The sequence below is a fragment of the Streptomyces sp. ActVer genome, from assembly GCF_027270795.1.
Lineage (GTDB): Bacteria > Actinomycetota > Actinomycetes > Streptomycetales > Streptomycetaceae > Streptomyces > Streptomyces umbrinus_A.
The window spans coordinates 1-24,229 of sequence record NZ_JAPWHT010000122.1 but is presented as its reverse complement, the minus strand read 5'-3'; the positions used below and the strand labels follow the sequence as shown (position 1 = coordinate 24,229).

The window sequence follows — 24,229 nt, the reverse complement described above, 5'->3', positions numbered from 1 at the left end:
CGGCCTCGTTCTCAAGCGTCGGACGGGCTGGGTGGGCAGGGGGCTGTCCGGGTGGGGGGCGTAGGTCTGGACGGCCTCGTCCTCAAGCGTCGGGCGGGCTGGGATGTGTGGGACCGGGCTGGGGTGTGCGGGAGCGCGGGCGTGAAGAGAACGCGCTTGTAGGAGGCTCCAATCGTGCACGCGCGTGTGCGGGGGGAAAACCGTATTCCGTGGGGTTGGCGGGGTGGGGCACGATGGGGGTATGGCACTCATGAATGATCATCCCGGTGAGCAGGCCGCCCAGGAGCCCATCAAGCTGCTGGCGATTCGGGAGACGGCCCTCTCCTTGGACGAGGTTTTCCGGGCTGTCGGGGACGATGCCTCCGGGGGGACCGCGCTGTTCGTGGGGACCGTGCGGAATCATGACGGGGGAGCCGATGTCGACGCGCTCGGGTACTCCTGCCATCCGAGTGCCGAGGCGGAGATGCGGCGGGTCGCCGAGAAGGTCGTCGCCGAGTATCCGGTGCGGGCGCTCGCCGCGGTGCACCGAATCGGTGACCTTCAGGTGGGTGATCTCGCGGTGGTCGTCGCCGTTTCCTGTCCGCACAGGGGCGAGGCGTTCGAGGCCTGCCGGAAGCTGATCGACGATCTCAAGCACGAGGTCCCGATTTGGAAACACCAGACGTTTTCCGACGGTACGGAGGAGTGGGTCGGGGCCTGTTGAGGTCACACTGGTCACCTGAGACGCAGGTGCCACTCCTGTCCGCCGTTCCGGTTGCGTAACCCGACCCCTGCCGTGAGCGTTGAACATGCGGATGGTTAATCTGCTGATCAGTCAGTTGCGGTCGCTCATGGGGTTGGGAGGTCGGCATGGCGGCGCTCGCCTGGTTGCTGATTCCGCTTTTGGCCGCGATCGGCGCCGGACTGTGGGGCAGTTGGGCCGGACGGAACCGAAAGACCCTCGGGGACGGCACCGAGCTCGCGGGCTACACACGCTTCCGCGAGGCCATGGAGAAGTCGGAGAACCCGGAGAAGTCGGAGCAATTGCGCACGGACGCCTGACCGGCCCGGATTCCCCGGACGGACGGCCCTGACGGTGCGCTGACAGACCGGTCCCGTACTGTCGTTCCATGCCACGCCGCACCGCGACGATGCTCGCCTCCACCCTGATGCTGATCGCGCTCCTGTGCGCGGGAGTCTTCATCAATGTGCCGTATTCGGAGATGTCACCGGGTCCGACGGTGAACACACTCGGTGAGCACGACGGCGAGCCGGTGCTCCAGATCTCAGGTCGCAAGACCTACGCGACGACCGGGCATCTGAACATGACCACCGTCCGGGTCACCAGCGCCGACTACAAGATGAACCTCGTCGAGGCCGTGTACGGGTGGCTGGCCCATGACAACAAGGTCGTTCCGCACGACACCCTCTATCCGAACGGCAAGACGGAGGAGCAGTCGACGCAGGAGAACGCCGAGGAGTTCAGCCAGTCCCAGGAGAGCGCCAAGGTGGCGGCCCTCAAGGAACTGGACATCCCGGTGAAGTCCTGGGTGATCGTCTCCACCGTCGTCAAGGACACCCCCGCCGAGGGCAGGCTGCACGCAGGTGACGTCATCAAGGCCGTCGACGGTACGACGGTGAAGGCGCCCGACGACGTCGCGAAGCTGGTCACCAAGCACAAGCCCGGTGAGAAGGTCGTCTTCACGATCGTGCCCGCCAAGGAACAGGCCGCCGCCGAGAAGGAGAACCGGACGGCGACCAAGACCGAGGAGATCACGATCACCACCGCCAAGTCCGACGACACCGGTGAGCAGCGCGCGATCGTCGGCATCTCTGCCGGGACCGACCACACACTGCCGTTCACCATCGACATCAAGCTCGCCGACGTAGGCGGCCCGAGCGCCGGCCTGATGTTCGCCCTCGGCATCGTCGACAAGCTGACGCCGGGCAACCTCACCGGCGGCAAGTTCGTGGCCGGCACCGGCACGATCACCGACGACGGCAAGGTCGGCCCGATCGGCGGCATCGAGATGAAGACGGTCGGCGCCCGCGCCAAGGGCGCCCAGTACTTCCTGACGCCCGAGGATAACTGCGCGGCCGCCTCCCGTGACGTCCCCGAGGGGCTCACACTCGTCAAGGTCGACACCATCGACGACGCGATGAGCGCCCTCAAGGACATCCGCGGCGGCAAGACGGCCGACCTGCCGAAGTGCACCAAGAGCTAGCGCACCCGGCGGGCCGGCCCGCTCCGCGCTACTCCGCGAACGTCGCCGTCAGGGCCTCGGCCAGGCCCGGCACGAGGTCGGATCCGGTGAGCACGTCCGTCGCCGCGTCCTTCTCGCGCAGCCGCAGCGCCGACTCGCGCTTCCCGCCGCGCGTCACCGCGACGGTCATCCGGACCTCCTGGCGCTCCGGGTGCTCGGCGACCCACTTCGCCAGCCGCTTCTCGTCGAGGCCGTCCGGTACGGACGCCTCCGCGGACGGCGGGAGCATCAGGCGCTCCACGGACAGGGCGCAGCCGACCACGGCGTCCGGCCAGGCGATGGTGCCGAGGAACTCGTCCAGCGGGCTGCCCGCGGGGAGTTCGTCCTGCTCAATCGGGGTAAGGGTGCCCTCTGGGGCGTCTTCGGTCAGGCCGAGGCGCTCGGCGAGTCCCGGTTCCTGGGAGCGCAGCCGGCCGGTGTCGACCAGGGCGAAGAGACGGGCGGGCTGGTCCCAGCCGAGCCCCGCTACGTACTCGTCGATCTCGAGGACGGCACGGGTGAGGGGCCCGGCCGCCATGGGTGTGCCTGAGGAGGCGGTGTTGGACATGGTCACAATCCTGCCTCGTTCGGCCCCCGAAGCGGGAACCGAGTAAAGCATCAGTAAGTTGCATAGATGTGGCCCGGCGTTTGCGGGGCCCCCAGATACCAACAGCGAACTTCGAGGTGCGCACCTTGGCTTTCCAGATGCCGGACCGCGGCGGAGGCCCGACGGGGCCACGGATCAGAGTGGGCCGACCGTCCCGGCGCGTCCGGACCCTGCTCATGACACTGGGCGTACTGGCCGTGCTGGCCATGGCCTTCGTCATGTTCGCGGGGTTCTGGACGGACTGGCTCTGGTATCGATCGGTCAAGTATTCGTCCGTCTTCACGACCACCCTGTGGACCAAGATCGGCCTGTTCTTCGTCTTCGGACTGCTGATGGCCACGGCCGTCGGCGTGAACATCTGGCTGGCCCACAGGCTGCGGCCGCCACTGAGCGCCATGTCGATGGAGCAACAGAGCCTCGACCGCTACCGCATGGGCGTGGCCCCGTACAAGAAGTGGATTCTTCTCGGGATCACCGCCCTGGTCGGGCTGATCGCGGGCGCCTCCGCGGCGGGCCAGTGGCGTACGTGGCTGCTCTGGGTGAACGGAGTGCCCTTCAACCAGAAGGACCCCCAGTTCCACCTGGACATCGCCTTCTACGCCTTCGATCTGCCCTGGTACCGCTTCCTGCTGGGCTTCGGATTCGCTGCCGCGATCCTTTCGGTGATCGCCGCCGCGCTGACCCACTACCTGTACGGCGGGCTGCGCATCACCAGCCCCGGAGCGCGCGCCACGGCCGCGGCCACCGGGCATCTCTCGGTGCTGCTCGGCCTCTTCGTCGCCCTGAAGGCGGTCGCGTACTGGCTCGACCGGTACGGCCTCGCGGTGAAGTCCAGTGACTTCAAGGCGACGGACAACTGGACGGGCCTCAGGTACGTCGACGCGAACGCGTATCTGCCCGCCAAGACGATCCTGTTCTGCATCGCCGTCATCTGCGCCCTGCTGTTCTTCGCCACCCTGTGGCGGCGCACCTGGCAGCTGCCCGTCATCGGCTTCGGCCTGATGGTGCTCTCGGCGATCCTGATCGGCGGCCTGTACCCGGCGATCGTCCAGAAGTTCCAGGTCCAGCCGAACGAGCAGGCCAAGGAAGCGCCGTACGTCGAGAAGAACATCAAGGCGACGCGCGAGGCCTACGGCATCGACGACGCCAAGGTGACGGACTACTCCGGCAAGGGCGGCACGGAGAACGCGGAGCAGATCCGCAAGGACGCCGACTCGGCGGCCAGTTACCGGCTGATCGACCCGAACGTCGTCTCGCCCGCCTTCCAGCAGCTCCAGCAGGAGCGCAAGTACTACCAGTTCCCCTCCACACTCGATGTCGACCGGTACACGGACGCCAACGGCAAGGAGCAGGACACCGTCATCGGTCTGCGCGAGCTGAACCTGAACGGCATCCCGAAGAGCAACTGGATCAACGACCACTTCACCTACACCCACGGCTACGGCGCGGTCGCGGCCAGGGGCACGGCGACCGGTTCCGATCCGCCGGGTTCGCCGGACTTCTCCGAGTCGGGGCTGCCGACCACCGGTGACCTCGGCAAGTACGAGCAGCGGATCTACTACGGGGAGAAGACCGAGCAGTACTCCATCGTGGGCGGCCCGCAGAAGGAGCTCGACTACGAGGAGAACGGCGAGAAGACCACCAGCTACAAGGGCAAGAGCGGCGTCAACCTCGCCAACCCGATCAACCGTGCCGCGTACGCGGTCGCGTTCGGCGAGCCGCAGATGTTCTACTCGGGCGCGATCGGCGAGGGTTCCCGGATCCTCTACAACCGCACGCCCAAGGAGCGCGTCGAGGCCGTGGCCCCGTGGCTGACCATCGACGGCGACGCCTATCCGGCGATCGTGGACGGCAAGATCCAGTGGATCGTCGACGCCTACACGACGACCAACGGGTACCCCTACGCCTCCCGTACGACGCTGGGGGACACCACGGCGGACTCGCTGACCGACAACCAGCGGGCGGTGGTGGCGCAGCAGAACCGCGTCAACTACATCCGCAACTCGGTGAAGGCGACCGTCGACGCGTACGACGGCTCGGTCAAGCTCTACCAGTGGGACACCAAGGACCCGGTCCTCAAGACCTGGATGAAGGCGTTCCCCGACACGGTGAAGCCGAAGACCGACATCAGCGACTCGCTGATGGAGCACCTGCGTTACCCGCAGGACCTGTTCAAGGTCCAGCGCGAGCTGCTCACCCGCTACCACGTCACCGACGCCGCCCAGTTCTACAGCGGCAGTGACGCCTGGCAGGTGCCGGACGACCCGACCAACAAGGACAGCAGTGCGGTCCCGCCGTACTACCTGAGCCTGAAGATGCCGGGACAGAACGCCCAGCAGTTCTCGCTGACCACGACCTTCACGCCCAACGGGCGCCCGAACCTCGGGGCGTTCATGGCGGTGGACGCCGACGCGGCCAGTAAGGACTACGGCACGATAAGGCTGTTGAGAGTGACCTCCACGGTGAGAGGTCCACAACAGGTGCAGAGCGAGCTCAACAGCAACGCCGACGTCGCCGAGTTCGTCCGCAACCTCAGAGGCACGGACTCCGACATCGAGTACGGAAACCTGCTGACCGTGCCACTCAACGGCGGGTTCCTGTACATCGAGCCGGTGTACGCGCGCGGCGGCACGTCCAACTACCCGCTGCTGAGGAAGGTGGGCGTCGCCTACGGCGACCAGACCGTCTTCAAGGACACCCTCGCCGAAGGGCTGAACACGGTCTTCGGAGTGGACGGCGAGGACACCACCGAGCCACCACCCAAGGACGGTGAGACCCCGAAGCCACCGACGACGGGCGACACCGACCTGGCGAAGGCCATCGCCGACGCCGAGGATGCCTACACGGCCGGCGAGGAAGCGCTCAAGAAGGGCGACTGGGAGGCGTACGGCAAGGCCCAGGAGGACCTTCAGGACGCGCTCCAGCGCGCCTCCGAGGCCGAGCAGAAGGCCAGCTCGGCCAGTGGTGCCAACGGTGACGCCGACAAGGAAGCAAGCGGTCAACAGGACGGTGACCAGGGCAGTTGAGTAGTCCCACCCCGCGCCGTGGTACGGTTGCAACACAACGGCGCGGGGTGGAGCAGCTCGGTAGCTCGCTGGGCTCATAACCCAGAGGTCGCAGGTTCAAATCCTGTCCCCGCTACTGAAATTGAAGGACCCGGATCCTCAAAGGATCCGGGTCCTTCTACGTGTGCGGACCGTACCGGGATCGCGTGCGTGTGCCCATCGCTCATCAGTGCTGCTGCGGCGAAGGCTGCGCCATCCGCCTGGAGTTGGGAATTCTGTGTTTCACTTGTCTCTCTGTGGGCATGTCGACAAAACGCTGAAGTGACCTCACTGGCTGCGGTATACCAGGTGTACCCAGGTTGCAGGTGGTGCGACGATGGACGTTATGGGGGACAAGGCAACTCTGTTGGAGACAGGGCGGTTTGTGCAGCCTTCCGACCGGGACGAGACCGGCGAGGCTGCGGAGGAGGCGCGCCGACGACTCGCCGCGGAGGCGGGCGACGTCGAGGCGATGAGCGTTCTCGGAGCCATGCTGCTCCGCCGCGGTGATCTCGACGGGGCCGAGCCTCAGCTGCGCGCTGCCACGGCGGCCGGTGACCGGGCCGCCGCCAACAACCTGGGTGTCCTCCTGCACCAGCGTGGTTACGCGGAGGAGGCGGCCGGCTGGTGGCGGATCGCCGCCGTCGCCGGATCCGCGGCCGCCGCGCACGCGCTGGGCCGCCACCACCGCGAGCGCGGGGACGAGCCCGCCGCCGAGTACTGGCTGCGCCAGTCCGCCGAGCAGGGCCACGCCCTCGGTGCGTACGCGCTCGCCGACCTCCTGGAGCACCGCGGCGACGCCGGTGCCGTGGACTGGATGCGGGCTGCCGCCGAGCGGGGGCACCGCGAGGCGGCGTACCGGCTCGCGCGAACACTGGACCGCAAAGCCGTGCAGGCGGGCGAGGACGAGGGTGACAACGGTGTCGCGGCGACGATCGCCGCGCAGGCCGAGCAGTGGTACCGGCAGGCGGCCGCGCGCGGTCACCGGCGGGCCGCGCTGCACCTCGGAGCGATCCTGGAGAGGCGCGGGGAGCTCAAGGAGGCCGGGCGCTGGTACCTGACCTCCGCCAAGGACGGCGAGGCGCGGGCCGCCTGCGCGCTCGGGTTCCTGCTGCGGGACGCCGGCGACACCGAGAGCGCCGCCGTGTGGTGGCTGCGGGCCGCCCAGGACGGCGACGGGAACGCCGCCAACGCGCTCGGCGCGCTGCACGCCGAGCGGGGCGAGACCCAGACCGCCGAGCGGTGGTACCGGGCCGCGATGGACGCCGGCGATGTGAACGGTGCGTACAACCTCGGGCTGCTCTGCGCCGAGCAGACGCGGACCGCGCAGGCCGAGCAGTGGTACCGGCGCGCGGCGTACGCGGGACACCGGGAGGCCGCGAACGCGCTGGCCATTCTGCTGCTGCAGGTCGGTGACGCGTCCGGGGCCGAGCCGTGGTTCTCCAAGGCCGCGGAGGCCGGGAGCGTGGACGCCGCCTTCAACCTCGGGATCCTGCACGCCGGGAGGGGTGCGGACAAGACGGCCCTTCGGTGGTACGAGCGGGCCGCTGCCGCCGGGCACTCCGAGGCCGCGCTGCAGGTGGGGATCGCGCGCCTTCGGGACGGGGACGAGCGCGCTGCCGAGCGGCACCTTCGGTGTGCCGCGGGTGGGGGGAGCGCGGAGGCGGCCTATCGGCTGGCCACCGTGCTCGACGCGCGGCGGCCGCCTGCGCCCGCGCACGAGTTGGGGGAGCCGGCCACCGAGAAGAGCGAGTGCGAGGAGTGGTACGAGCGGGCTGCTTCCCAGGGGCATCGGCGGGCTCAGGTGCGGGTGGGGATGCTCGCCTCCGCGCGCGGGGATGTCGTGGATGCGGCTCGGTGGTACCGGGAGGCTGCCGAGGCGGGGTCTCGGAACGGGGCGTTCAATCTCGGGCTGTTGCTTGCCCGGGAGGGGAGCGAGCCGGAGGCTGCCCTGTGGTGGACTCGGGCCGCTGATGCGGGGCATGGGCGGGCGGCGTTGCGGCTTGCTCTCGTCTACGCGCGTCGGGGTGAGCTGGCGGAGGGGCAGCGGTGGGCCGATCGTGCGGTGTCGCTCGGGCCGGGAGAGGTTTCTGAGCGGGCGGCTCGGTTGCGGGATGCGTTGCGGCAGGAGTTGTCGGCGTGAGGGGTGGCGGGGGTGAGTTTTTCGCCCCCGCCGCCCTTACCCTCCCCCACTCTCGGCTTCGCTCGAGCGGGGGGACCCCCATCGTCCCTGACTCAGGGGCTCCGCCCCCGAAGCCCCGTATCGCGCTGCCGCGCTCGTCCTCAATCGCCGGACGGGCTGAGTGGGTGGGGGCTGATGGGGGTGGGTGGGTTGACCGTGGGTGGGTGGGAGATCGGCCTGAACGGCCTCGTCCTCAAGCGCCGGACGGGCTGAAAGTGTCGGCCCGGGGTGCGAAGGCGCCCTTTCAGGGGCGCGGGGAACTGCGCGACCAGCCACACACCACCCGCACCCAACACCAGACAGGCAACCCTTCACATCAGCCCTTCCCCGGCCTTTGAGGCGTGGGGATCCGGGCGCGGGGAACTGATTTGCACTGGTCGGCGCCGGTGACGTACTGTTCAGACATCGCCGCGGGGTGGAGCAGCTCGGTAGCTCGCTGGGCTCATAACCCAGAGGTCGCAGGTTCAAATCCTGTCCCCGCTACTGAAGGCCGAAGGCCCGGAACCAATGGTTCCGGGCCTTCGGTGTGTTCAGGGGTAAGGGATAGAGGCGTCGGATGTCGGGGCGTCGGGATGTTGAAAGCCCCGGCCTTCTTGTGGCCGGGGCTTCGAGGGGTCTTGAGGCCGGCCGTCAGGCCGCCGCGCAGTTCGGGCATACGCCTCGGTACGTCACCTCGACGCCCGAGACCGCGAAGCCGAAGCGCTCGGAGTCGGGGAGGTCCGCCAGCGGATTGCCGCCCGGGTGGACGTCCTTGATCGCGCCGCACTGGGCGCAGACCAGGTGGTGGTGCGGACTGTGCGCGTTCGGGTCGTACCGCTTCGCGCGCTTGTCCGTGGCGACTTCCAGCACCTCGCCGAGTGTGACCAGCTCACCCAGGGTGTTGTAGACGGTCGCCCTGGAGATCTCGGGCAGCTTGGTCACGGCCCTCGCGTGGACCTCGTCGGCCGTCAGATGGACGTGATCGCCGTCGAGGACCTCGGCCACGACACGCCGTTGCGCGGTCATGCGCCAGCCGCGTCCGCGCAGTCGTTCCAACAGGTCGCTCATATCACCAAGCCTAGCAGCAAAGAGGCCCAGTTTCCGAACAGGTGTGACTTTGGAGCACTCCTTGACTTAGACATTGTCTATTGTAGGATCGAGTTCGGCTTTGGCTGAGGGGGCGGGGTCAGCAGAGACCGGCAGAGATCAGCGAGGAATACCGCAGGAGGCGTACGTGACTCAGGGACCGCTTACGACGGAGGCCGGCGCGCCGGTGGCCGACAACCAGAACAGCGAGACCGCAGGCATCGGCGGCCCTGTTCTCGTCCAGGACCAGCTCCTCCTGGAGAAGCTCGCGCACTTCAACCGTGAGCGCATCCCGGAGCGTGTGGTGCACGCCCGTGGCGCCGGCGCCTACGGCACCTTCACGGTCACCGCGGACGTCAGCCGGTACACGCGCGCCCACTTCCTCTCCGAGGTCGGCAAGCGGACCGAGACCTTCCTGCGCTTCTCCACCGTGGCCGGCAACCTCGGTTCGGCCGACGCCGTCCGTGACCCGCGCGGCTGGGCGCTGAAGTTCTACACCGAAGAGGGCAACTACGACCTCGTCGGCAACAACACCCCGGTGTTCTTCATCAAGGACGCCATCAAGTTCCCCGACTTCATCCACACGCAGAAGCGCGACCCGTACACGGGCTCCCAGGAGGCCGACAACGTCTGGGACTTCTGGGGGCTCAGCCCGGAGAGCACCCACCAGGTGACCTGGCTGTTCGGCGACCGCGGCATCCCCGCCTCGTACCGCCACATGAACGGGTACGGCTCGCACACCTACCAGTGGAACAACGAGGCCGGCGAGGTCTTCTGGGTCAAGTACCACTTCAAGACCGACCAGGGCATCGAGAACCTGACCACGGCAGAGGCCGCGAGGATCGCCGGTGAGGACGCCGACTCGCACCAGCGCGATCTGCGCGAGTCGATCGAGCGCGGCGACTTCCCGACCTGGACCGTGCAGGTGCAGATCATGCCGGCGGCCGACGCGGCGACGTACCGCTTCAACCCGTTCGACCTCACCAAGGTGTGGCCGCACGAGGACTACCCGCCGATCGAGATCGGCAGGCTGGAGCTCAATCGCAATCCGGCGAACGTCTTCGCGGAGGTCGAGCAGAGCGTCTTCTCGCCCGCGCACTTCGTGCCCGGCATCGGGCCCTCGCCCGACAAGATGCTCCAGGGCCGCCTGTTCGCGTACGGCGACGCCCACCGCTACCGCGTCGGCGTCAACGCCGACCACCTGCCGGTGAACCGTCCGCACGCCACCGAGGCGCGTACGCACTCGCGTGACGGTTTCCTGTACGACGGCCGCCACGGGGGTGCCAAGAACTACGAGCCGAACAGCTTCGGCGGCCCGTTCCAGACGGAGCGGCCGCTGTGGCAGGCGACCGCGAACTTCACGGCCGGCACCGGCAACCACGAGGCCCCGGTCCACTCCGAGGACGACGACTTCGTGCAGGCGGGCAACCTCTACCGCCTGATGTCCGAGGACGAGAAGGGCCGTCTGATCGACAACCTCGCGGGCTTCATCGCCAAGGTCTCGCGCGACGACATCGCCGAGCGTGCGATCGACAACTTCCGTCAGGCCGACGGAGACTTCGGCAAGCGGCTGGAAGCCGCGGTCCAGGCCCTGCGCGGCTGACGCCGGCACTGGAACGCTTGTCGTCGAAGAGCGGGCCGGATCTCCCGTACCGGAGATCCGGCCCGTTCGCCTTCCGGGTCGGTCGGGTCTCCAACTGTGCTCAAGGACAGTCGGGTTGAAGCAGAGCTGCGCTCAGGCCGGGGCGTGCTGTCGCAGCGGTGCCCAGCAGCGGATGATGTCGCGGACCGAGACGATGCCGACCGGCTCGTCGTGGTCGAGGACGACGAGGTGGCGGAAGCCGCCGTGGGTCATGGCGAGCGACGCCTCCTCCAGCGTCCAGGTCGGGGCGGCGAACACCACGTCGGTGGTCGTGTGGGCGTGGGCCCGCTCGGCGTCCGGGCTCTGGCCCAGGCCTACGGAGTTGAGGATGTCGCGCTCGGTGAGAATGCCGAGCCCGCCTTCGTCGGGGTCGAGAACCACGGCCGCGCCGACGCGGCGTGCGGACATCAGCGCGGCGGCCTGCCGGAGGGTGTGAGCGGGTCCGATGGTGAGGACCACCGTGCTCATGGCGTCGCGGACGAGCATGGACGGAGCCACCTCCTACGAATCCGTTAGTTAACGGATTCACAAGTTCACAAGTGGGGGGACTCTCAGAGTCGCAGTTAAAGAGACGGTCAACAAGAGGGCGCGTGCAGGCGATATTTGGGGCGCTTTCCCGCCCGTCAGTGCCTCAACTGCCCCCAGGCGCCTCAGTAGCGCTGGTTCAGATAACCCAGCAGCTCGTCGTGGAGGATGCCGTTCGACGCGGCCGCGTTGCCGCTGTGCGGGCCAGGGCGGCCGTCGAGGCCCGTGAAGGAGCCGCCCGCCTCGGTCACGATGATCGCGGTCGCCGCCATGTCCCACAGCGACAGTTCGGGCTCCGCGCAGATGTCGACCGCGCCTTCGGCGACCATCATGTACGGCCAGAAGTCGCCGTACGCGCGCGTGCGCCACACCTCGCGGGTCAGGTCGAGGAAGCCGTCGAGCAGGCTGCGCTCCTCCCAGCCGCTCAGCGAGGAGTACGCGAAGGACGCGTCCCGCATGCGCGAGACCTGGGAGACCTTGAGCCGCGATGCGGACGACAGACTGCGGCCGGTGAACGCGCCGTGGCCCTTCGCCGCCCACCAACGGCGGCTCAGCGCGGGCGCGGAGACCACACCGACGACCGGCTGGTAGCCGCCCTCGCTCGCCTCCATCAGCGCGATGAGCGTGGCCCAGACGGGCACGCCGCGTACGTAGTTCTTGGTGCCGTCGATCGGGTCGATCACCCAGCGGCGGGGGCCCGTGCCCTCGACGCCGTACTCCTCGCCGAGGATCGCGTCCCGCGGCCGTGCCCGTTGGAGGTGGCCGCGGATCAGCTCCTCGGCGGCCTTGTCGGCCTCGCTCACCGGGGTCATGTCCGGCTTGGTCTCGACCTTGAGGTCGAGCGCCTTGAACCGGTCCATCGTCGCGGCGTCGGCGGCGTCCGCCAGGACATGGGCGAGGCGCAGGTCATCGCGATAGTCGGGCATGAGCGAACCGTATCTTCCGGGTCGCTCCGCGGGGAACGGGGGAGACCGGGGGTTGTGTTACAGGTGCGGGTCGGATGCGCCGGCCGCACCCCCCTGTGGCCGGTCGCACCCCGCGACGAGCCGCGGTTCGGCACGGCCGCGCGCCCCTTGGCGGCGCTTGGCGCCCCCTGGTCGTGTCGCGAACCCTTGACAGTGCCTCCGTGCGCGTCAACTCTGAAGCGCAGAGCCGATCGCCCCCGGGAGGCGACGATGCCTGCAGCGCGGGAATCCCTACTGGACGCCGCCCACACGGCACTCGGACGCCGTTCGTGGTCCGCCGTGCGGATGGTCGACGTGGCCGCCGCGGCCGGGGTTTCCCGGCAGACCCTCTACAACGAGTTCGGGAGCAAGGACGGGCTCGCGCGTGCGCTCGTACGGCGGGAGGCCGATGCGTATCTCGCCGGGGTCGAGCGGGCTCTGGTGAGCCGTGCGGAGCCGCGGGAGCGGTTGGCCGCGGCCGCAGAGTGGACGGTGTCGGCGGCCCGGGGGAACGCCCTGGTGCGGGCGATGCTCACGGGGTGCTGGGCGGAGCGGCTGCCCTCGCCCACCCTGTCCGCGGTGCCGTCCTCGTCGGCCGTGCCCGCTCAGCGGAGGGCCGATGGGCCGTTGCCGTCGCCGGGGGACTTCGTGGGGCTGGGGCGGGACCGGGCCGTCGCGTCGCTGGCCGTGCCCGGGGCGCCGAAGTCCGAGGCTTCGGAGTTGGCCCGGGCCTGTGAGCTCGTGGTGCGGCTGGGGGTGTCGTGCGTGCTCGCCCCTGCCGGGGAGGGCGGAACGGCGGGGATGGTTCGGGACGCTCTGACGACTGTGCGGTCGGTGAGTTGAGCGCGACTGCGGGTGGGCGGGCACGGACCGATCAGTGCTCGGTGGCCAGTGACCGGTGGTCCTAGTGGGACGAGCCCGACAACTGCAGGCCGATGACTCCTATGATCACCAGGGAGATCGAGACGATCTTCAGGGTGGAGACCAGGTCGTCCAGGAAGATCATGCCGTAGATGGCGGTGCCGGCCGCGCCGATGCCTGTCCAGACCGCGTACGCGGGGCCCACGTCGAGCTTCTTGAGGGACAGGGTGAGGAGGCCGAAGCTGCCCAGGGCGAAGATGCAGAAGGCCACTGTGGGCCAGAGTCTCGTGAAGCCGTGGGAGAGCTTGAGGCAGACGGCGAAACCCGTCTCCAGGAGCCCCGCAACGACAACCAGCAGCCACGCCATGTGATGCCCTCCCACGCTCCGTGACCGCTTCGTCTCGCTTGCATCCCGCTTGGTGCGATTATGCCTTTACCGTCGCAGCGGGGATGCAAACAACACTGAGGTCAAACGGAGATCGGTCGGAGATCGACTGGAGATCAGCCGCAGATCAGTCCCCCTCGCGCCGTTCGCGCGTGGAGAGCAGCCGGCGCAGCGAGTAGAGGCGGGCCGGATCCGCGTGCCCCTCGGCCACCCACGCGTCCAGTGCGCAGTCCGGCTCGTCGTGGCTGCACGCGCGCGGACAGCCCTCGGTGCCGGGCTCCAGGTCGGGGAAGGCCTTGATGACGCGGGACGGGTCCACGTGGTGCAGGCCGAAGGACCGTACGCCCGGCGTGTCGACGACCCAGCCGTCGTTGTCGGGCAGGGGGATCGCGCGAGCCGATGTCGTGGTGTGCCGGCCTCGGCCGGTGACCGCGTTGACCACACCCGTCGAGCGTCGCCGTTCCCGCGACACGAGCGCGTTGACGAGCGTCGTCTTGCCGACACCCGAGTGACCCACGAACGCCGTGATCTTGCCGTCCAGTTGCTTGTGCACGCGGTCCAGCGCCTCGCCGCTCTCCAGCTCCTGACGGCTCGTCACCACGTACGGGACGCCCAACGCCCCGTACATCTCCAGGAGTTCGTCGGGCGGGGCCAGGTCCGACTTCGTCAGGACCAGCAGGGGGTCCAGACCGCCGTCGTACGCCGCCACCAGACAACGGTCGATGAGGCGCGGGCGGGGCTCGGGGTCGGCCAGGGCCGTGACGATGGCCAGCTGGTCGGCGTTGGCGACGACCACACGCTCGTACGGATCGTCGTCGTCGGCCGTGCGGCGCAGCACGGAGGTGCGCGGCTCGATGCGGACGATGCGGGCCAGGGTGTCCTTCTCGCCGGACAGGTCGCCGACGATGGCCACCCGGTCGCCGACGACCGCGGCCTTGCGGCCCAGTTCGCGGGCCTTCATCGCCATGACGACCCGGTCGTCCACCAGGCAGGTCAGGCGGCCCCGGTCGACGGTGAGGACCATGCCCTCGACCGCCTCCTCGTGCTTGGGGCGGATGTTCGTACGAGGCCGGTTGCCCTTGCGGTTCGGGCGCTGGCGGATGTCGTCCTCGTCGGTGTTCTTGCCGTATCGGCGCATGATCCTGGTCCGCCCGTCAGTTCCCGAGCATTCCGGCCCACAGATCGGGGAAGTCCGGCAGGGTCTTCGCCGTCGTCGCCACGTTCTCGATCCGTACGTCGTCGACCGCGAGGCCGATGATCGCGCCCGCGGTGGCCATGCGGTGGTCGTCGTACGTGTGGAAGACCCCGCCGTGCAGCCGGCGCGGGCGGATGTGGAGGCCGTCGGCGGTCTCGGTGACGTCGCCGCCCAGTTCGTTGATCTCCTTGGTGAGCGCGGCCAGCCGGTCCGTCTCGTGCAGGCGCAGATGGGACACGCCGCGAAGGGTGGAGGGGGAGTCGGCGAGGGCCGCCACCGCCGCGATGCCCGGGGTCAGCTCGCCGACCTCGCTCAGGTCCACGTCGATGCCGTGGATCGAGCCGGAGCCGGTGAACTCCAGGCCCCGGTCGGTCAGTTCGCAGGAACCGCCCATCTCGGTGAAGATCTCACGCAGCTTGTCACCGGGCTGGGTGGTGCGGACCGGCCAGTCCGGGACGACGATCCTGCCGCCGGTGACCAGGGCCGACGCCAGGAACGGCTGGGCGTTCGACAGGTCCGGCTCGATTGTCAGGTCGCGGCCGAGGAGCGCGCCCGGCGTGACCCGCCAGACGTTCGGCTCGCCGCCCGACTCCGGGGTGTCCACCTGGGCACCGATCGAGCGCAGCATGTCGACGGTCATCCGGATGTGCGGCATGGAGGGGAGCCTCGAACCGGTGTGCCGGACCTCCACGCCCTGGTTGAAGCGCGGGCCGGACAGCAGGAGCGCCGAAACGAACTGGGACGACGAGGACGCGTCGATCTCCACCGGGCCGCCCTCCAGCGCCCCGGAGCCGTGCACGGTCAGCGGCAGCGCGCCGCGGCTGTCGTCGTCGATACGGGCGCCGAGGGCGCGCAGCGCGTCGATCACTCCGTGCAGGGGGCGCTCGTACGAACGCGGGTCGCCGTCGAACCGGATGGGGCCGTCCGCGAGGGCGGCGACCGGGGGCAGGAACCGCATCACCGTGCCGGCGTTGCCGACGTCGACCGTCGCCGGGCCGTGCAGGCCCGAGGGGATGACACGCCAGGCCTCGCCGGAGCCGTCGGGGCCGACGCCCTCCTCGATGCCCACGCCCATCGCACGCAGGGCGCCGGCCATCAGGAGGGTGTCGCGGGAGCGGAGGGGGCGGCGCAGCCAGCCGGGCTCCGCCGCGAGGGCGGCGAGGACGAGGGCGCGGTTGGTGACCGACTTGGACCCGGGCACGTGGACCGTCGCGTCGACGGCTCCGCTCGCGTGCGGGGCGGGCCAGAGGGCGGTGTGTGCGGCGTTAACGGGCATGCCCTCACTTTAATGGGGGTTCGCTCTGCTGGGTTTGGCCGGGAACGTGGGTCGTGGGTCGGCTGCGGGTGCGTTGTGGCTGGTCGCGCCCACGCGGCGGAGCCGCATATCGACACAGCCCCGCGCCCCTAATGGGGCGCAGCCCCATCGGGTGCCTCACAGCCCCAGCAGCCACCTGCCCCCGCCCAGCAGTGAGCACAGGGACACCGTGTGGAACAGGAAGAGCCACAGGCCTGCCGGGACGTGGGTCAGGCGGGAGAGCTGGTCGGCGTCGGAGTCGCCGGCTCCGCCGCGGCTGCGCTTCATCTGGAGTTCGAAGGCCGGGCGGACGCCGCCGAGGAGGAGGAACCAGACGACGGCGTAGGCGAAGGCGGCCTGGACCTGGGGGCCGGCCAGCCAGGAGACCACCACGAACGTGCCGCCGGTGAGGAGGACCGTGAGGGCGCCGTACGCGTTGCGGATCATCACCAGCATCGCCACGAGGAGCAGGGTGGCCAGCCACAGCAGGGCGGTGATGTGGCCCGCGGCCAGGAGCGCGGCGCCGCCGAGGCCGAGCAGCGGGGGAGCGGTGTAGCCGGAGGCCGCCGTGAGGATCATGCCGAGGCCGGTCGGCTTGCCGCGGCTGACGGTGAGGCCGCTGGTGTCGGAGTGCAGCCTGATACCGCTGAGGCTGCGGCCCGTGAGCAGTGCCACCAGACCGTGGCCGCCCTCGTGCGCGATGGTGATGGCGTTGCGCGAGAGCCGCCATATGTTGTGCGGGACGATCACGGCCAGTGCGGCGGCCATCGTGGCTACGACCACCCAGGTGTCCGGGTCGGGCTGGCTCCCGAAGACCTCGTCCCAGAGGGTGGCCAGCGAGGTGGCGGCGATGCTGTCCATTGTGGGTGAGGGCTCCTCTGGCTGGCTCGGAATCTGGCAGTGTTGCACGTATGTGCGGACGGTATGCAGCGAGTCGTGGACCCGAGGATCTCGCAGGAATCTTTGAGATCGAGAAGTGGGAGCCGGAGGAGGCTCTGGCCCCCGATTTCAACGTGGCTCCCACCAAAGAGGTCTACGCGGTCCTGGACCGTCCTCTTAAGGACGCGGAAGACCCGAAGCCGGTTCGGCAGCTGCGCACGCTGAAGTGGGGCCTCGTCCCGTCCTGGTCGAAGACCCCCGAGGGCGGCGCCCGGATGATCAACGCCCGGGCCGAGACCGTCCACGAGAAGCCCTCGTACCGGCGGGCCTTCGCCACCCGGCGCTGCATCATCCCCGCCGACGGCTACTACGAGTGGGTGACCGGGACCGGTGAGCGTGATCTGGAGGTCGAGGGCAAGAAGAAGCGGCCGCGCAAGCAGCCGTACTTCGTGCTCCCCGCCGACGGGTCCGTCTTCGCGATGGCCGGGCTGTACGAGTTCTGGCGTGACAAGACGCTGCCCGACGACCATCCGCGGGCCTGGTGGGTGACGTGCTCCGTCATCACCACGGACGCCGAGACCTCGCCGCTCGCCGTCGGACCGGAGGAGGGGCCGCGCGCGCTGGCCGACATCCACCCGCGCATGCCGCTCATGCTCACCCCGGACCGCTGGGACTCCTGGCTCGACCCGTCCCGTACGGACGTCGAGGGCCTGCGCTCCCTGCTCGCGCCGCCCCCGGAGGGGCTGATGCGGGCGTACCCCGTCTCCACGGCCGTGAGCAATGTCCGCAACAACGGCCCGGAGCTGCTGAAGGAGCTGGAGGGGCCCGAAGAGGGCACACTCTTCTGACGTGACGGATCATGTGACGGAGATCATCGAGACCATCGACACCGACGCGGGTACTGCCCGGGTCACCTGGCACCGGGCGAGGAAGGCGCGGCTGGTGCTGGCCGTCAGCCATGGCGCCGGCGGCGGGATCGAGGCGCGGGACCTCCGGGCGCTCGCCGCGGAGCTGCCCGCGCACGGTGTGAGCGTGGCCCTCGTCGAGCAGCCCTGGCGGGTGGCGGGCAAGAAGCTCGCGCCCGCACCGAAGACGCTGGACGTGGGATGGCGGGGCATCTGGCCCGTCCTGGTGAAGCCCGGGCTGCCGGTGATCGCGGGCGGACGAAGCGCCGGAGCCCGCGTCGCCTGCCGCACGGCCACAGAACTCGGCGCCCACGCCGTCCTCGCGCTCAGCTTCCCCCTCCACCCGCCGGGCAAGCCGGAGAAGTCCCGCGCCGACGAACTGCTCGGGGCCGGGGTGCCCACGCTCGTCGTCCAGGGCGGCAACGACCCGTTCGGCAGGCCCGAGGAGTTCCCGGAGGGCGCGTACGGGATGGTCGAGGTGCCGTACGGCGATCATGGCTTCGCCGTGCCGAAGCGTGCCCCTCTGGACCTGGACCAGGCGCTGAAGGTCATCACCGACGGCGTACTGAAGTGGACCTCGTCACTCGGGTGACGCGTGGACCTCATCACTCGGGTGACCCCCGGGAATGCTGAGCCCCGGGCCACTGTTGTGCGGATCAGACGGCACGACGAGTGCTGTGAGAAGTCGCATGAGAGGAAGTCCGCCGCATGGGTTCGACCATCTGCCCGCCCGTCTCCCGCCACCACCCTGTGGACGGGCTGCGCCCGGCAGATTCTGATTCGAGCCGTAGCAGCAGCGCTGACCTGGAGTGGTCGGTTCTGCATGCGGCAAAGACCACCCCTATTCGGGCGGCGGCCGGGCCGGATCGTCGTCTATCCTCCGATTCTGGTGGGACCGGTTTCGGTCCTGCCCAGACTCTGGAGGAGGTGGGTCCGGTCACAGGGACCGACGCAGGGACCGAAAACGGCCAGGCGGAGCAGCCCGAGGGCCCGGGCAGCGGCGAGTCGACCGCCGAGCGCAGTGCGCGCTTCGAGCGGGACGCGCTGGAGTTCCTCGACCAGATGTACTCGGCCGCTCTGCGCATGACGCGGAACCCGGCCGACGCCGAGGACCTGGTGCAGGAGACGTACGCCAAGGCGTACGCGTCCTTCCACCAGTTCCGTGAGGGCACCAACCTCAAGGCGTGGCTGTACAGGATCCTCACCAACACCTTCATCAACTCGTACCGCAAGAAGCAGCGCGAGCCCCAGCGGTCCGCCGCCGAGGAGATCGAGGACTGGCAGCTCGCGCGCGCCGAGTCGCACATGTCGACCGGTCTGCGCTCCGCCGAGTCGCAGGCGCTCGACCACCTGCCCGACTCGGACGTCAAGTCGGCGCTGCAGGCGATCCCCGAGGAATTCCGCATCGCCGTCTACCTCGCTGACGTAGAGGGCTTTGCGTACAAGGAGATCGCGGACATCATGGGGACACCCATCGGTACGGTGATGTCCCGGCTGCACCGGGGCCGCCGCCAGCTGCGCGGCATGCTCGAGGACTACGCGAAGGACCGCGGCCTGGTCCCGGCGGGCGCCGGGGAGTCGGACGGAACGAAAGGCTCGGGCTCATGAGCTGCGGAGAGCCGCACGAGACGGACTGCAGTGAAGTACTCGATCATCTCTACGAGTTCCTCGACCGGGAGATGCCGGATGCCGACTGCACCAAGTTCGAGGTGCACTTCGAGGAGTGCTCCCCGTGCCTGGAGAAGTACGGTCTGGAGCAGGCCGTGAAGAAGCTGGTCAAGCGGTGCTGCGGCCATGACGACGTGCCGACCGACCTGCGGGCCAAGGTCATGGGCCGTATCGAGCTGATCCGCTCCGGCGAGACCGTGCCCGAGCACGACGTCACCGTCGCGGACGTCCGCGGCGCGGCCACCGAGGGCTGAGAACCGCCCCGGTCCGTGTCTCCGCGCTGCCGGTCCTGAGGCCGGCCCCGGTCGCCAAGCTGCCCGCGGCCGGACCGGGTTGACCGGTCCGGCCGCGGGCAGCGGCGTGTCCGACGTCCGGGCGGTTTCAGATCTCCAGGCCGTTCTCGATCCGCTTCAGGCTGTGCCGGGCCAGTGCCAGGTTGCTGCGGGAGCGGTCGAGCGCGAGGTAGAGGAAGAGCGTGCCGCTGCTGCTGCCGAGCGGGCGGATCAGGTGGTACTGCTTGCCCAGCGTGATCAGGATGTCCTCGATGGCGTCGTCCATGGCCAGCGACGCCAGCGTGCGCATCTTCGAGCGCACCACCTCGGTGTTGCCCGCGGCGGCGAGTTCGAGGTCGAGCGACGGTCCGCCCCCGAGCGTGCCGAGCGACATTCCGCTTTCGTAGTCGACGAGGGCGATGCCGATGGCCCCGTCCACGGTCATGGCTTCCTTGAGTGCGGTCTCGATGTTCACGTTGCCCCAATTCCTCAGTGACGCTGACGGTTGTTGCTCGTACAACTACGATCGAACACACGTGGCTTGTGCGTCACAAAACATCAAATTTGTTACCTGTTGCGTTAGTTGATGTTCAAAGTACTGTGCGACGTTCGGACGTGAAGGGGGAAACGGGGAAATGACAACGGCCGTTGAAGCCTCCCTGGCCCGGCTCCTCGAATCCCCCGGGGTCACCGGTGTCGCCCTGGTCGACGCGGTCACGGGCCTCACCTACGGGGTGGCCGGGGACTCGGAGGAGGCCGCGGGCGGCGCGGAGTGCGCCGAACTCGCCGCGCTCATCGTCGAACGGCTCGGACAGGCGGGCGCCGAGGGGGAGTTGGAGAGCGTGATCATGACCAGCGCCCGGCGCCACCAGGTGCTGCTCGCGGTGACACGGCCGGCCGGTGACCCCCTGCTGCTGGCGGCGGGCATGGACCGGGAGCGGGCCAACCTGGCGCTCGCCACGCGGAGTCTGGGCGACCGCGTCGCAGAGGTGCTCGCATGACGGAAACCCCGGCGCGCAATCTGCCCGCGCTTCTGCAGGGGCTGCACGAGGAGGGCTTCACCGGCACGGTGCGGGTCTCCGGCGCCCCGGGCGGAACGATTCATCTGAGGGACGGTCTGATCGGCGCGGTCGAGACACCGGGCGCGCCGACCGCCACATCGGTCCTGCTGACGCCGGGCCGTATCGACGACGAGGCCTGGCTGGCCGCGTGTGCGGCGGAGCGTGACATGGACCGGCTGGGCGGGCAGTTGGTGGCCGCGGGCCTGATCGGCGCCGCCGAACTGGAGGTCGTGTGCACCGCGGCCGTGTTCGACGCGGCCTTCGCCATGGCGCTCGGCCCGCCCGGCAGTTGGACGCTGAGCGACCCCGAGCCCACCCTCCTCGCCGTGCCCGGTGTGGAACCGCGGCGGCTGACCGAGGAGACCACGCGGCGGATGGCGCAGTTGTCCGGTCCGTGGGGGGCACCGGGAGAACTCGCGCGCGTGCGGCCCACACCGGTTCCGGGCCCCGGGCCGGGCCGCTGGCTGCCGGACCGCCATCAGTCCGTGCTGAACACCGTCAACGGGCGCCGTACGGCCCGGGACATCGCCTTCACGCTCGGCCGCGGCCTCTACGCGGTCATGCTCGACCTGACCCGACTGGAGGCTCTGGAACTCGTCCGGTGGGACGGGGGCAGGGAACCCGGCGGCAGGCCGAGCACCGCGCCGCGCGTACTGCCCGAACGGCGCGCCGCGACGCCGCAGCCGTCGAGGTCGGGCGCCGGGTCAGGGTCAGCGTCCGGGTTCGGGTCGCAGTCCAAGGCCGAACCACTGCCGAGGCGCAGGCCCGGCGGTGCGTCGAGGGTGGGAGAAGGCCCGGCACGGGAGGGTCCGGCGGGCCAACGGCCCGCGGGAGGAAGCAATGCTTTTGCCGCAGGGAAGGACGGGGGGACGGGGGGGTAGTGAGTTCACGCAGACGTCGGGCAGCGATGCGCCGACGGAGCACGGAGGCCGAAGCGAGGCGGGCCGCGAAACGGCGGACGCGAGGACCGGACGCGGACGCCCCACAGGCGCGGCCCGGCCACTCTGCCGAACCCGGCACTCCATCACAGGTTCCACAGGCACCGCAGAGCCAAGAGGCGCCGCAGGTGCAACAGGTCCCGCAGGTGCAACCGGCACCGCCGTCCCTGCCGTTACCCCCGGTCGGCAGACCGCCGCTGCCCGTGCGGGGCGCCGCGGCCTCGTCGTCCGGGGCCGACGGGGACACCGCCGGTGAGTCCCCGGGGGCGCAGCCGTTCGTCCTCCCCATGCTCTCGCCGGAGGACCTGGCCGCCGACCAACCCTCCATCGACATGCTTCGACGTGTCCGCCGGGGCCTGACGGGACTGCCGGAATCCGACTGACCCCTTGGAACGCACCAGTTGGACCGTACCAGGATTGCATATGCCTTTAGCAAGGAGCTCGTCATGAGTGAACAGCCGCCGCCCAGTCCCCTGACGGAGATCCTGACCTCGCTGCGGGACCGGGTGATGGGGATATCCCAGAGCGTTCTGTCCACGGCGGACGGCCTCCTCGTCGTCCACGACTCGGACTCCGTCCATCCCGAGTCCGTCGCCGCGCTGGCCGCCGCGACGCTCGGCGTGGGGCGGCGGATGGCGGACCAGGCGGGCGTCGGCGCGCTCCGCGAGGTGGTGGCGAGGTGCGGCTCCGGACACGTCATCGTCATGGCGGTCGGCGACCGGGCACTGCTGACCGTGATGGGGGACGACGGCCTCGACATCCCCGCGTTCCAGCGCGAGTCACCGGCGACCGTGGAGCAGCTGAGCCGGGCGCTCGCGGCCGATGTGGCGCACTGACGGCTTCGACGAGGCTCTGACGACCCTCTGACGACGCAGCACCCCGCGCCCACCCGGCTCACTCGAACGGGCGAATCTGCCTCCTGGGCCCGTCGAATCGTTCCATGCCTCCCCCGAGCCGTGCCCGGCCGCCCTATCGTCCATGTCCCAAGGCCTGTACGGGGCTTGTGCCGGAGCCGCCCCGCCCGGTCGGCCGACAGGGGCCGGGCCACAGGGAAGGGGACGCCATGCGGCCGGTTTCGCCGTGGGCGCGTGTCTACGTCGTCTGCACCGCGCTCGGAGCGGCGTGCTGTGCCCTCCAGATGCCGGCCACGCACGCCCCGTGGGGTGCGGTGCTGCTCTTCGCGGGGCTCTGCGCGGGGTGCGAAGGGCTCGCCGGAAGCCGGTTCGCGGCGGGCCGCACACCCGAGGGCGCGGGGGTGGCCGGGGAACCGGGCGGTTCCCCCAGGTGGCACACGCCCGTGATCCTCGCCGCGGCCTTTCTGCTGCCGCCTCCGGCCGCGGCGCTCGTGGCCCTGCCGGGGGCGCTGCTGACCCGGGTCGAGCAGCGGCCGCGATGGCTGCGCCAGGTGTGGCGGGCCGGACAGCTCGCACTCGCGGCATGGGTCGCCTCGTGGGTGCACTGGGCGCTGGACGGGCGGGACGCGGTCCTCTCGTCCCACTTCCCCTACGTCCTCGTGACCGCCGGCGCGGCCGTCGTGGCGTTCTGCCTGGTGCTGACCGTGCTCGACGGCGGGATCCTGGTGCTCGCCGAGCGGGTGCCCGTACGGAGTGCCTGGCGCGGCCTCTTCCTCCGCTCGCTCGCCCCCGTCGCCGTGCACGGGCTCGCCGGGCTGATGATGGCGGTGCTCTGGCGCAGTCCGTACGGGCCGGTCTCCGCGCTGCTCGTGCTGTTGCCGATGTACGTGTCGTGGTGGGTGTTCGCCCAGTACCACCGGGAACGCGCCGCCCACCAGGCGACCATCCGGGCGCTCGTGCAGGCCGTCGACATCAAGGACGGGTACACGCGCGGGCACAGCGAGCGGGTGGGGCAGGCGTCGATGGTGATCGCGCGCGAACTGGGCATGGACGACGAGCGGGCCGAGGTGCTCAGGTTCGCCGGGATCCTCCACGACGTCGGCAAACTCGGGGTCCCCACACGGCTGTTGCGCAAGGACGGGCCGCTGACGCCCGAGGAGCGGCGGGTGATCGAACTGCATCCCGAGTACGGGCACGAGATGGTGCGCGGGATCGGGTTTCTGGGGGAGGCCAGGTCGGCGATCCTGCACCACCACGAGCGGCTGGACGGGAGCGGGTATCCGTACGGGCTCAAAGGGGGCCAGATTCCGGAGTTCGCGCGGGTGGTGGCGGTCGCGGACGCCTTCGACGCGATGACGTCCACCCGGTCGTACCGTCGGGCGCGGCCTGTAGCGGCCGCGCTGGAGGAGCTGGAGCGGTGTGCGGGGGCGCAGTTCGATCCGCGGATGGTGGAGGCGCTGGTGCGGGGGTTGGGGCGACAGGGGTGGCGCCCCGTTGTCACGGCGGACGAGACGCCGCTGCGCGGCGAGCCTTACCCACCCGCTCCGCCCGTTTCCAGCACGCCACCAGGTCAACGCAACAGCCTCGACGGAACCAGACCATGAGGGCCCCCGGCAACACCGCGCCCTCACAAGCCACCGGCCACCACGCCCGCCGCCGGGCACCCCCCCCCCCCCGCCGCCCCCC

25 protein-coding genes and 2 tRNA genes are annotated in these 24,229 nt (G+C 69.9%); 18 read left to right on the top strand and 9 right to left on the bottom strand.

Annotated features, from left to right (window positions below; genetic code table 11):
• The first annotated feature begins 241 nt into the window (after positions 1-241).
• The 3 genes from O3Q52_RS21305 (at position 242) to O3Q52_RS21295 (ending at position 2,204) form a co-directional block, all read left to right on the top strand.
• Positions 242-703, top strand: coding sequence for a molybdenum cofactor biosynthesis protein MoaE (locus O3Q52_RS21305; RefSeq protein ID WP_269650369.1), 462 nt, complete (start codon positions 242-244; stop codon positions 701-703).
• A gap of 146 nt (positions 704-849) precedes the next feature.
• A complete protein-coding gene (locus O3Q52_RS21300) occupies positions 850-1,041 on the top strand; it encodes a hypothetical protein (RefSeq protein WP_269650368.1) in 192 nt (63 codons plus the stop codon).
• A gap of 68 nt (positions 1,042-1,109) precedes the next feature.
• Positions 1,110-2,204: a PDZ domain-containing protein gene (locus O3Q52_RS21295; RefSeq protein WP_269650367.1), complete on the top strand. Its 1,095-nt coding sequence runs from the start codon at positions 1,110-1,112 to the stop codon at positions 2,202-2,204.
• A gap of 28 nt (positions 2,205-2,232) precedes the next feature.
• Here O3Q52_RS21295 and O3Q52_RS21290 read toward each other — a convergent pair whose 3' ends face one another.
• Positions 2,233-2,790, bottom strand: a complete 558-nt coding sequence (locus O3Q52_RS21290; protein ID WP_269650366.1) for a PPA1309 family protein — start codon at positions 2,788-2,790, stop codon at positions 2,233-2,235.
• A gap of 137 nt (positions 2,791-2,927) precedes the next feature.
• Between O3Q52_RS21290 and O3Q52_RS21285 the strand changes: the two genes are divergently transcribed.
• From O3Q52_RS21285 to O3Q52_RS21270, 4 genes are all read left to right on the top strand, one after another.
• Positions 2,928-5,855, top strand: coding sequence for a UPF0182 family protein (locus O3Q52_RS21285; protein WP_269650372.1), 2,928 nt, complete (start codon positions 2,928-2,930; stop codon positions 5,853-5,855).
• A gap of 41 nt (positions 5,856-5,896) precedes the next feature.
• Positions 5,897-5,970, top strand: a tRNA-Met gene (locus tag O3Q52_RS21280).
• Between the two features lie 240 nt (positions 5,971-6,210).
• Entirely contained in the window at positions 6,211-8,016 is a 1,806-nt protein-coding gene (locus tag O3Q52_RS21275; protein WP_269650365.1) for a sel1 repeat family protein, read from the top strand.
• Positions 8,017-8,464: 448 nt separating this feature from the next.
• Positions 8,465-8,538 (top strand) — tRNA-Met (locus O3Q52_RS21270).
• A gap of 147 nt (positions 8,539-8,685) precedes the next feature.
• Here the strand turns inward: O3Q52_RS21270 and O3Q52_RS21265 are convergent.
• Positions 8,686-9,102: a Fur family transcriptional regulator gene (locus tag O3Q52_RS21265; protein ID WP_269650364.1), complete on the bottom strand. Its 417-nt coding sequence runs from the start codon at positions 9,100-9,102 to the stop codon at positions 8,686-8,688.
• A gap of 148 nt (positions 9,103-9,250) precedes the next feature.
• Here O3Q52_RS21265 and O3Q52_RS21260 point away from each other — a divergent pair, with 148 nt between their 5' ends.
• A complete protein-coding gene (locus O3Q52_RS21260) occupies positions 9,251-10,723 on the top strand; it encodes a catalase (protein WP_269650371.1) in 1,473 nt (490 codons plus the stop codon).
• Between the two features lie 132 nt (positions 10,724-10,855).
• On the opposite strand, the gene O3Q52_RS21255 is transcribed toward O3Q52_RS21260, so the two are convergent.
• Both O3Q52_RS21255 and hisN read right to left on the bottom strand, forming a co-directional pair.
• Positions 10,856-11,248, bottom strand: coding sequence for a cyclic nucleotide-binding/CBS domain-containing protein (locus O3Q52_RS21255; protein ID WP_269650363.1), 393 nt, complete (start codon positions 11,246-11,248; stop codon positions 10,856-10,858).
• 164 nt (positions 11,249-11,412) lie between these two features.
• Positions 11,413-12,213 (bottom strand): histidinol-phosphatase, encoded by an 801-nt coding sequence (gene hisN / locus O3Q52_RS21250; protein WP_269650362.1) that lies wholly within the window; start codon positions 12,211-12,213, stop codon positions 11,413-11,415.
• A 249-nt stretch (positions 12,214-12,462) separates the two neighbouring features.
• On the opposite strand from hisN, the gene O3Q52_RS21245 reads away from it, so the two are divergent.
• A complete protein-coding gene (locus tag O3Q52_RS21245) occupies positions 12,463-13,074 on the top strand; it encodes a TetR/AcrR family transcriptional regulator (RefSeq protein ID WP_269650361.1) in 612 nt (203 codons plus the stop codon).
• A 61-nt stretch (positions 13,075-13,135) separates the two neighbouring features.
• Here O3Q52_RS21245 and O3Q52_RS21240 read toward each other — a convergent pair whose 3' ends face one another.
• The 4 genes from O3Q52_RS21240 to O3Q52_RS21225 form a co-directional block, all read right to left on the bottom strand.
• Positions 13,136-13,459: a multidrug efflux SMR transporter gene (locus O3Q52_RS21240; protein ID WP_200395956.1), complete on the bottom strand. Its 324-nt coding sequence runs from the start codon at positions 13,457-13,459 to the stop codon at positions 13,136-13,138.
• Positions 13,460-13,604: 145 nt separating this feature from the next.
• Positions 13,605-14,615, bottom strand: a complete 1,011-nt coding sequence (gene rsgA, locus O3Q52_RS21235; RefSeq protein ID WP_269650360.1) for a ribosome small subunit-dependent GTPase A — start codon at positions 14,613-14,615, stop codon at positions 13,605-13,607.
• Between the two features lie 16 nt (positions 14,616-14,631).
• Positions 14,632-15,948 carry a 3-phosphoshikimate 1-carboxyvinyltransferase gene (aroA, locus tag O3Q52_RS21230; protein WP_269650359.1) on the bottom strand — a complete coding sequence of 439 codons (1,317 nt, stop codon included), beginning with the start codon at positions 15,946-15,948 and terminating at the stop codon, positions 14,632-14,634.
• Between the two features lie 156 nt (positions 15,949-16,104).
• On the bottom strand, positions 16,105-16,827 hold the full coding sequence (locus tag O3Q52_RS21225) for a M50 family metallopeptidase (protein WP_269650358.1): 723 nt from the start codon (positions 16,825-16,827) through the stop codon (positions 16,105-16,107).
• A 50-nt stretch (positions 16,828-16,877) separates the two neighbouring features.
• Here O3Q52_RS21225 and O3Q52_RS21220 point away from each other — a divergent pair, with 50 nt between their 5' ends.
• From O3Q52_RS21220 to rsrA, 4 genes are all read left to right on the top strand, one after another.
• Positions 16,878-17,693: an SOS response-associated peptidase gene (locus O3Q52_RS21220; protein ID WP_269650357.1), complete on the top strand. Its 816-nt coding sequence runs from the start codon at positions 16,878-16,880 to the stop codon at positions 17,691-17,693.
• Between the two features lie 13 nt (positions 17,694-17,706).
• A complete protein-coding gene (locus tag O3Q52_RS21215; RefSeq protein ID WP_269650370.1) occupies positions 17,707-18,342 on the top strand; it encodes an alpha/beta family hydrolase in 636 nt (211 codons plus the stop codon).
• 335 nt (positions 18,343-18,677) lie between these two features.
• On the top strand, positions 18,678-19,358 hold the full coding sequence (gene sigR / locus O3Q52_RS21210) for an RNA polymerase sigma factor SigR (RefSeq protein ID WP_055617007.1): 681 nt from the start codon (positions 18,678-18,680) through the stop codon (positions 19,356-19,358).
• On the top strand, positions 19,355-19,672 hold the full coding sequence (gene rsrA, locus O3Q52_RS21205; protein ID WP_269650356.1) for a mycothiol system anti-sigma-R factor: 318 nt from the start codon (positions 19,355-19,357) through the stop codon (positions 19,670-19,672). Before sigR ends, rsrA begins: the two co-directional genes overlap by 4 nt.
• 127 nt (positions 19,673-19,799) lie before the next feature.
• Here rsrA and O3Q52_RS21200 read toward each other — a convergent pair whose 3' ends face one another.
• Positions 19,800-20,165: a hypothetical protein gene (locus tag O3Q52_RS21200; protein ID WP_269650355.1), complete on the bottom strand. Its 366-nt coding sequence runs from the start codon at positions 20,163-20,165 to the stop codon at positions 19,800-19,802.
• Between the two features lie 160 nt (positions 20,166-20,325).
• Here O3Q52_RS21200 and O3Q52_RS21195 point away from each other — a divergent pair, with 160 nt between their 5' ends.
• The 5 genes from O3Q52_RS21195 (at position 20,326) to O3Q52_RS21175 (ending at position 24,147) form a co-directional block, all read left to right on the top strand.
• Positions 20,326-20,691 (top strand): hypothetical protein, encoded by a 366-nt coding sequence (locus O3Q52_RS21195; protein WP_269650354.1) that lies wholly within the window; start codon positions 20,326-20,328, stop codon positions 20,689-20,691.
• On the top strand, positions 20,688-21,632 hold the full coding sequence (locus O3Q52_RS21190; RefSeq protein WP_269650353.1) for a DUF4388 domain-containing protein: 945 nt from the start codon (positions 20,688-20,690) through the stop codon (positions 21,630-21,632). Before O3Q52_RS21195 ends, O3Q52_RS21190 begins: the two co-directional genes overlap by 4 nt.
• A gap of 203 nt (positions 21,633-21,835) precedes the next feature.
• A complete protein-coding gene (locus O3Q52_RS21185) occupies positions 21,836-22,072 on the top strand; it encodes a hypothetical protein (RefSeq protein WP_269650352.1) in 237 nt (78 codons plus the stop codon).
• Between the two features lie 63 nt (positions 22,073-22,135).
• On the top strand, positions 22,136-22,525 hold the full coding sequence (locus O3Q52_RS21180; protein WP_055617004.1) for a roadblock/LC7 domain-containing protein: 390 nt from the start codon (positions 22,136-22,138) through the stop codon (positions 22,523-22,525).
• A gap of 227 nt (positions 22,526-22,752) precedes the next feature.
• A complete protein-coding gene (locus O3Q52_RS21175; protein ID WP_269650351.1) occupies positions 22,753-24,147 on the top strand; it encodes an HD-GYP domain-containing protein in 1,395 nt (464 codons plus the stop codon).
• The last annotated feature ends 82 nt before the right edge of the window (positions 24,148-24,229 follow it).

What these genes read in the sequence shown, in the direction of transcription:
- O3Q52_RS21305 (WP_269650369.1), top strand. Translation starts at nt 242, where the DNA reads ATGGCACTCATGAATGATCATCCCGGTGAGCAGGCCGCCCAGGAGCCC.
- O3Q52_RS21300 (WP_269650368.1), top strand. Translation starts at nt 850, where the DNA reads ATGGCGGCGCTCGCCTGGTTGCTGATTCCGCTTTTGGCCGCGATCGGC.
- O3Q52_RS21295 (WP_269650367.1), top strand. Translation starts at nt 1,110, where the DNA reads ATGCCACGCCGCACCGCGACGATGCTCGCCTCCACCCTGATGCTGATC.
- O3Q52_RS21290 (WP_269650366.1), bottom strand. Translation starts at nt 2,790, where the DNA reads ATGTCCAACACCGCCTCCTCAGGCACACCCATGGCGGCCGGGCCCCTC.
- O3Q52_RS21285 (WP_269650372.1), top strand. Translation starts at nt 2,928, where the DNA reads ATGCCGGACCGCGGCGGAGGCCCGACGGGGCCACGGATCAGAGTGGGC.
- O3Q52_RS21275 (WP_269650365.1), top strand. Translation starts at nt 6,211, where the DNA reads ATGGACGTTATGGGGGACAAGGCAACTCTGTTGGAGACAGGGCGGTTT.
- O3Q52_RS21265 (WP_269650364.1), bottom strand. Translation starts at nt 9,102, where the DNA reads ATGAGCGACCTGTTGGAACGACTGCGCGGACGCGGCTGGCGCATGACC.
- O3Q52_RS21255 (WP_269650363.1), bottom strand. Translation starts at nt 11,248, where the DNA reads ATGCTCGTCCGCGACGCCATGAGCACGGTGGTCCTCACCATCGGACCC.
- hisN (WP_269650362.1), bottom strand. Translation starts at nt 12,213, where the DNA reads ATGCCCGACTATCGCGATGACCTGCGCCTCGCCCATGTCCTGGCGGAC.
- O3Q52_RS21245 (WP_269650361.1), top strand. Translation starts at nt 12,463, where the DNA reads ATGCCTGCAGCGCGGGAATCCCTACTGGACGCCGCCCACACGGCACTC.
- O3Q52_RS21240 (WP_200395956.1), bottom strand. Translation starts at nt 13,459, where the DNA reads ATGGCGTGGCTGCTGGTTGTCGTTGCGGGGCTCCTGGAGACGGGTTTC.
- rsgA (WP_269650360.1), bottom strand. Translation starts at nt 14,615, where the DNA reads ATGCGCCGATACGGCAAGAACACCGACGAGGACGACATCCGCCAGCGC.
- aroA (WP_269650359.1), bottom strand. Translation starts at nt 15,948, where the DNA reads ATGCCCGTTAACGCCGCACACACCGCCCTCTGGCCCGCCCCGCACGCG.
- O3Q52_RS21225 (WP_269650358.1), bottom strand. Translation starts at nt 16,827, where the DNA reads ATGGACAGCATCGCCGCCACCTCGCTGGCCACCCTCTGGGACGAGGTC.
- O3Q52_RS21220 (WP_269650357.1), top strand. Translation starts at nt 16,878, where the DNA reads ATGTGCGGACGGTATGCAGCGAGTCGTGGACCCGAGGATCTCGCAGGA.
- rsrA (WP_269650356.1), top strand. Translation starts at nt 19,355, where the DNA reads ATGAGCTGCGGAGAGCCGCACGAGACGGACTGCAGTGAAGTACTCGAT.
- O3Q52_RS21195 (WP_269650354.1), top strand. Translation starts at nt 20,326, where the DNA reads ATGACAACGGCCGTTGAAGCCTCCCTGGCCCGGCTCCTCGAATCCCCC.
- O3Q52_RS21190 (WP_269650353.1), top strand. Translation starts at nt 20,688, where the DNA reads ATGACGGAAACCCCGGCGCGCAATCTGCCCGCGCTTCTGCAGGGGCTG.
- O3Q52_RS21180 (WP_055617004.1), top strand. Translation starts at nt 22,136, where the DNA reads ATGAGTGAACAGCCGCCGCCCAGTCCCCTGACGGAGATCCTGACCTCG.
- O3Q52_RS21175 (WP_269650351.1), top strand. Translation starts at nt 22,753, where the DNA reads ATGCGGCCGGTTTCGCCGTGGGCGCGTGTCTACGTCGTCTGCACCGCG.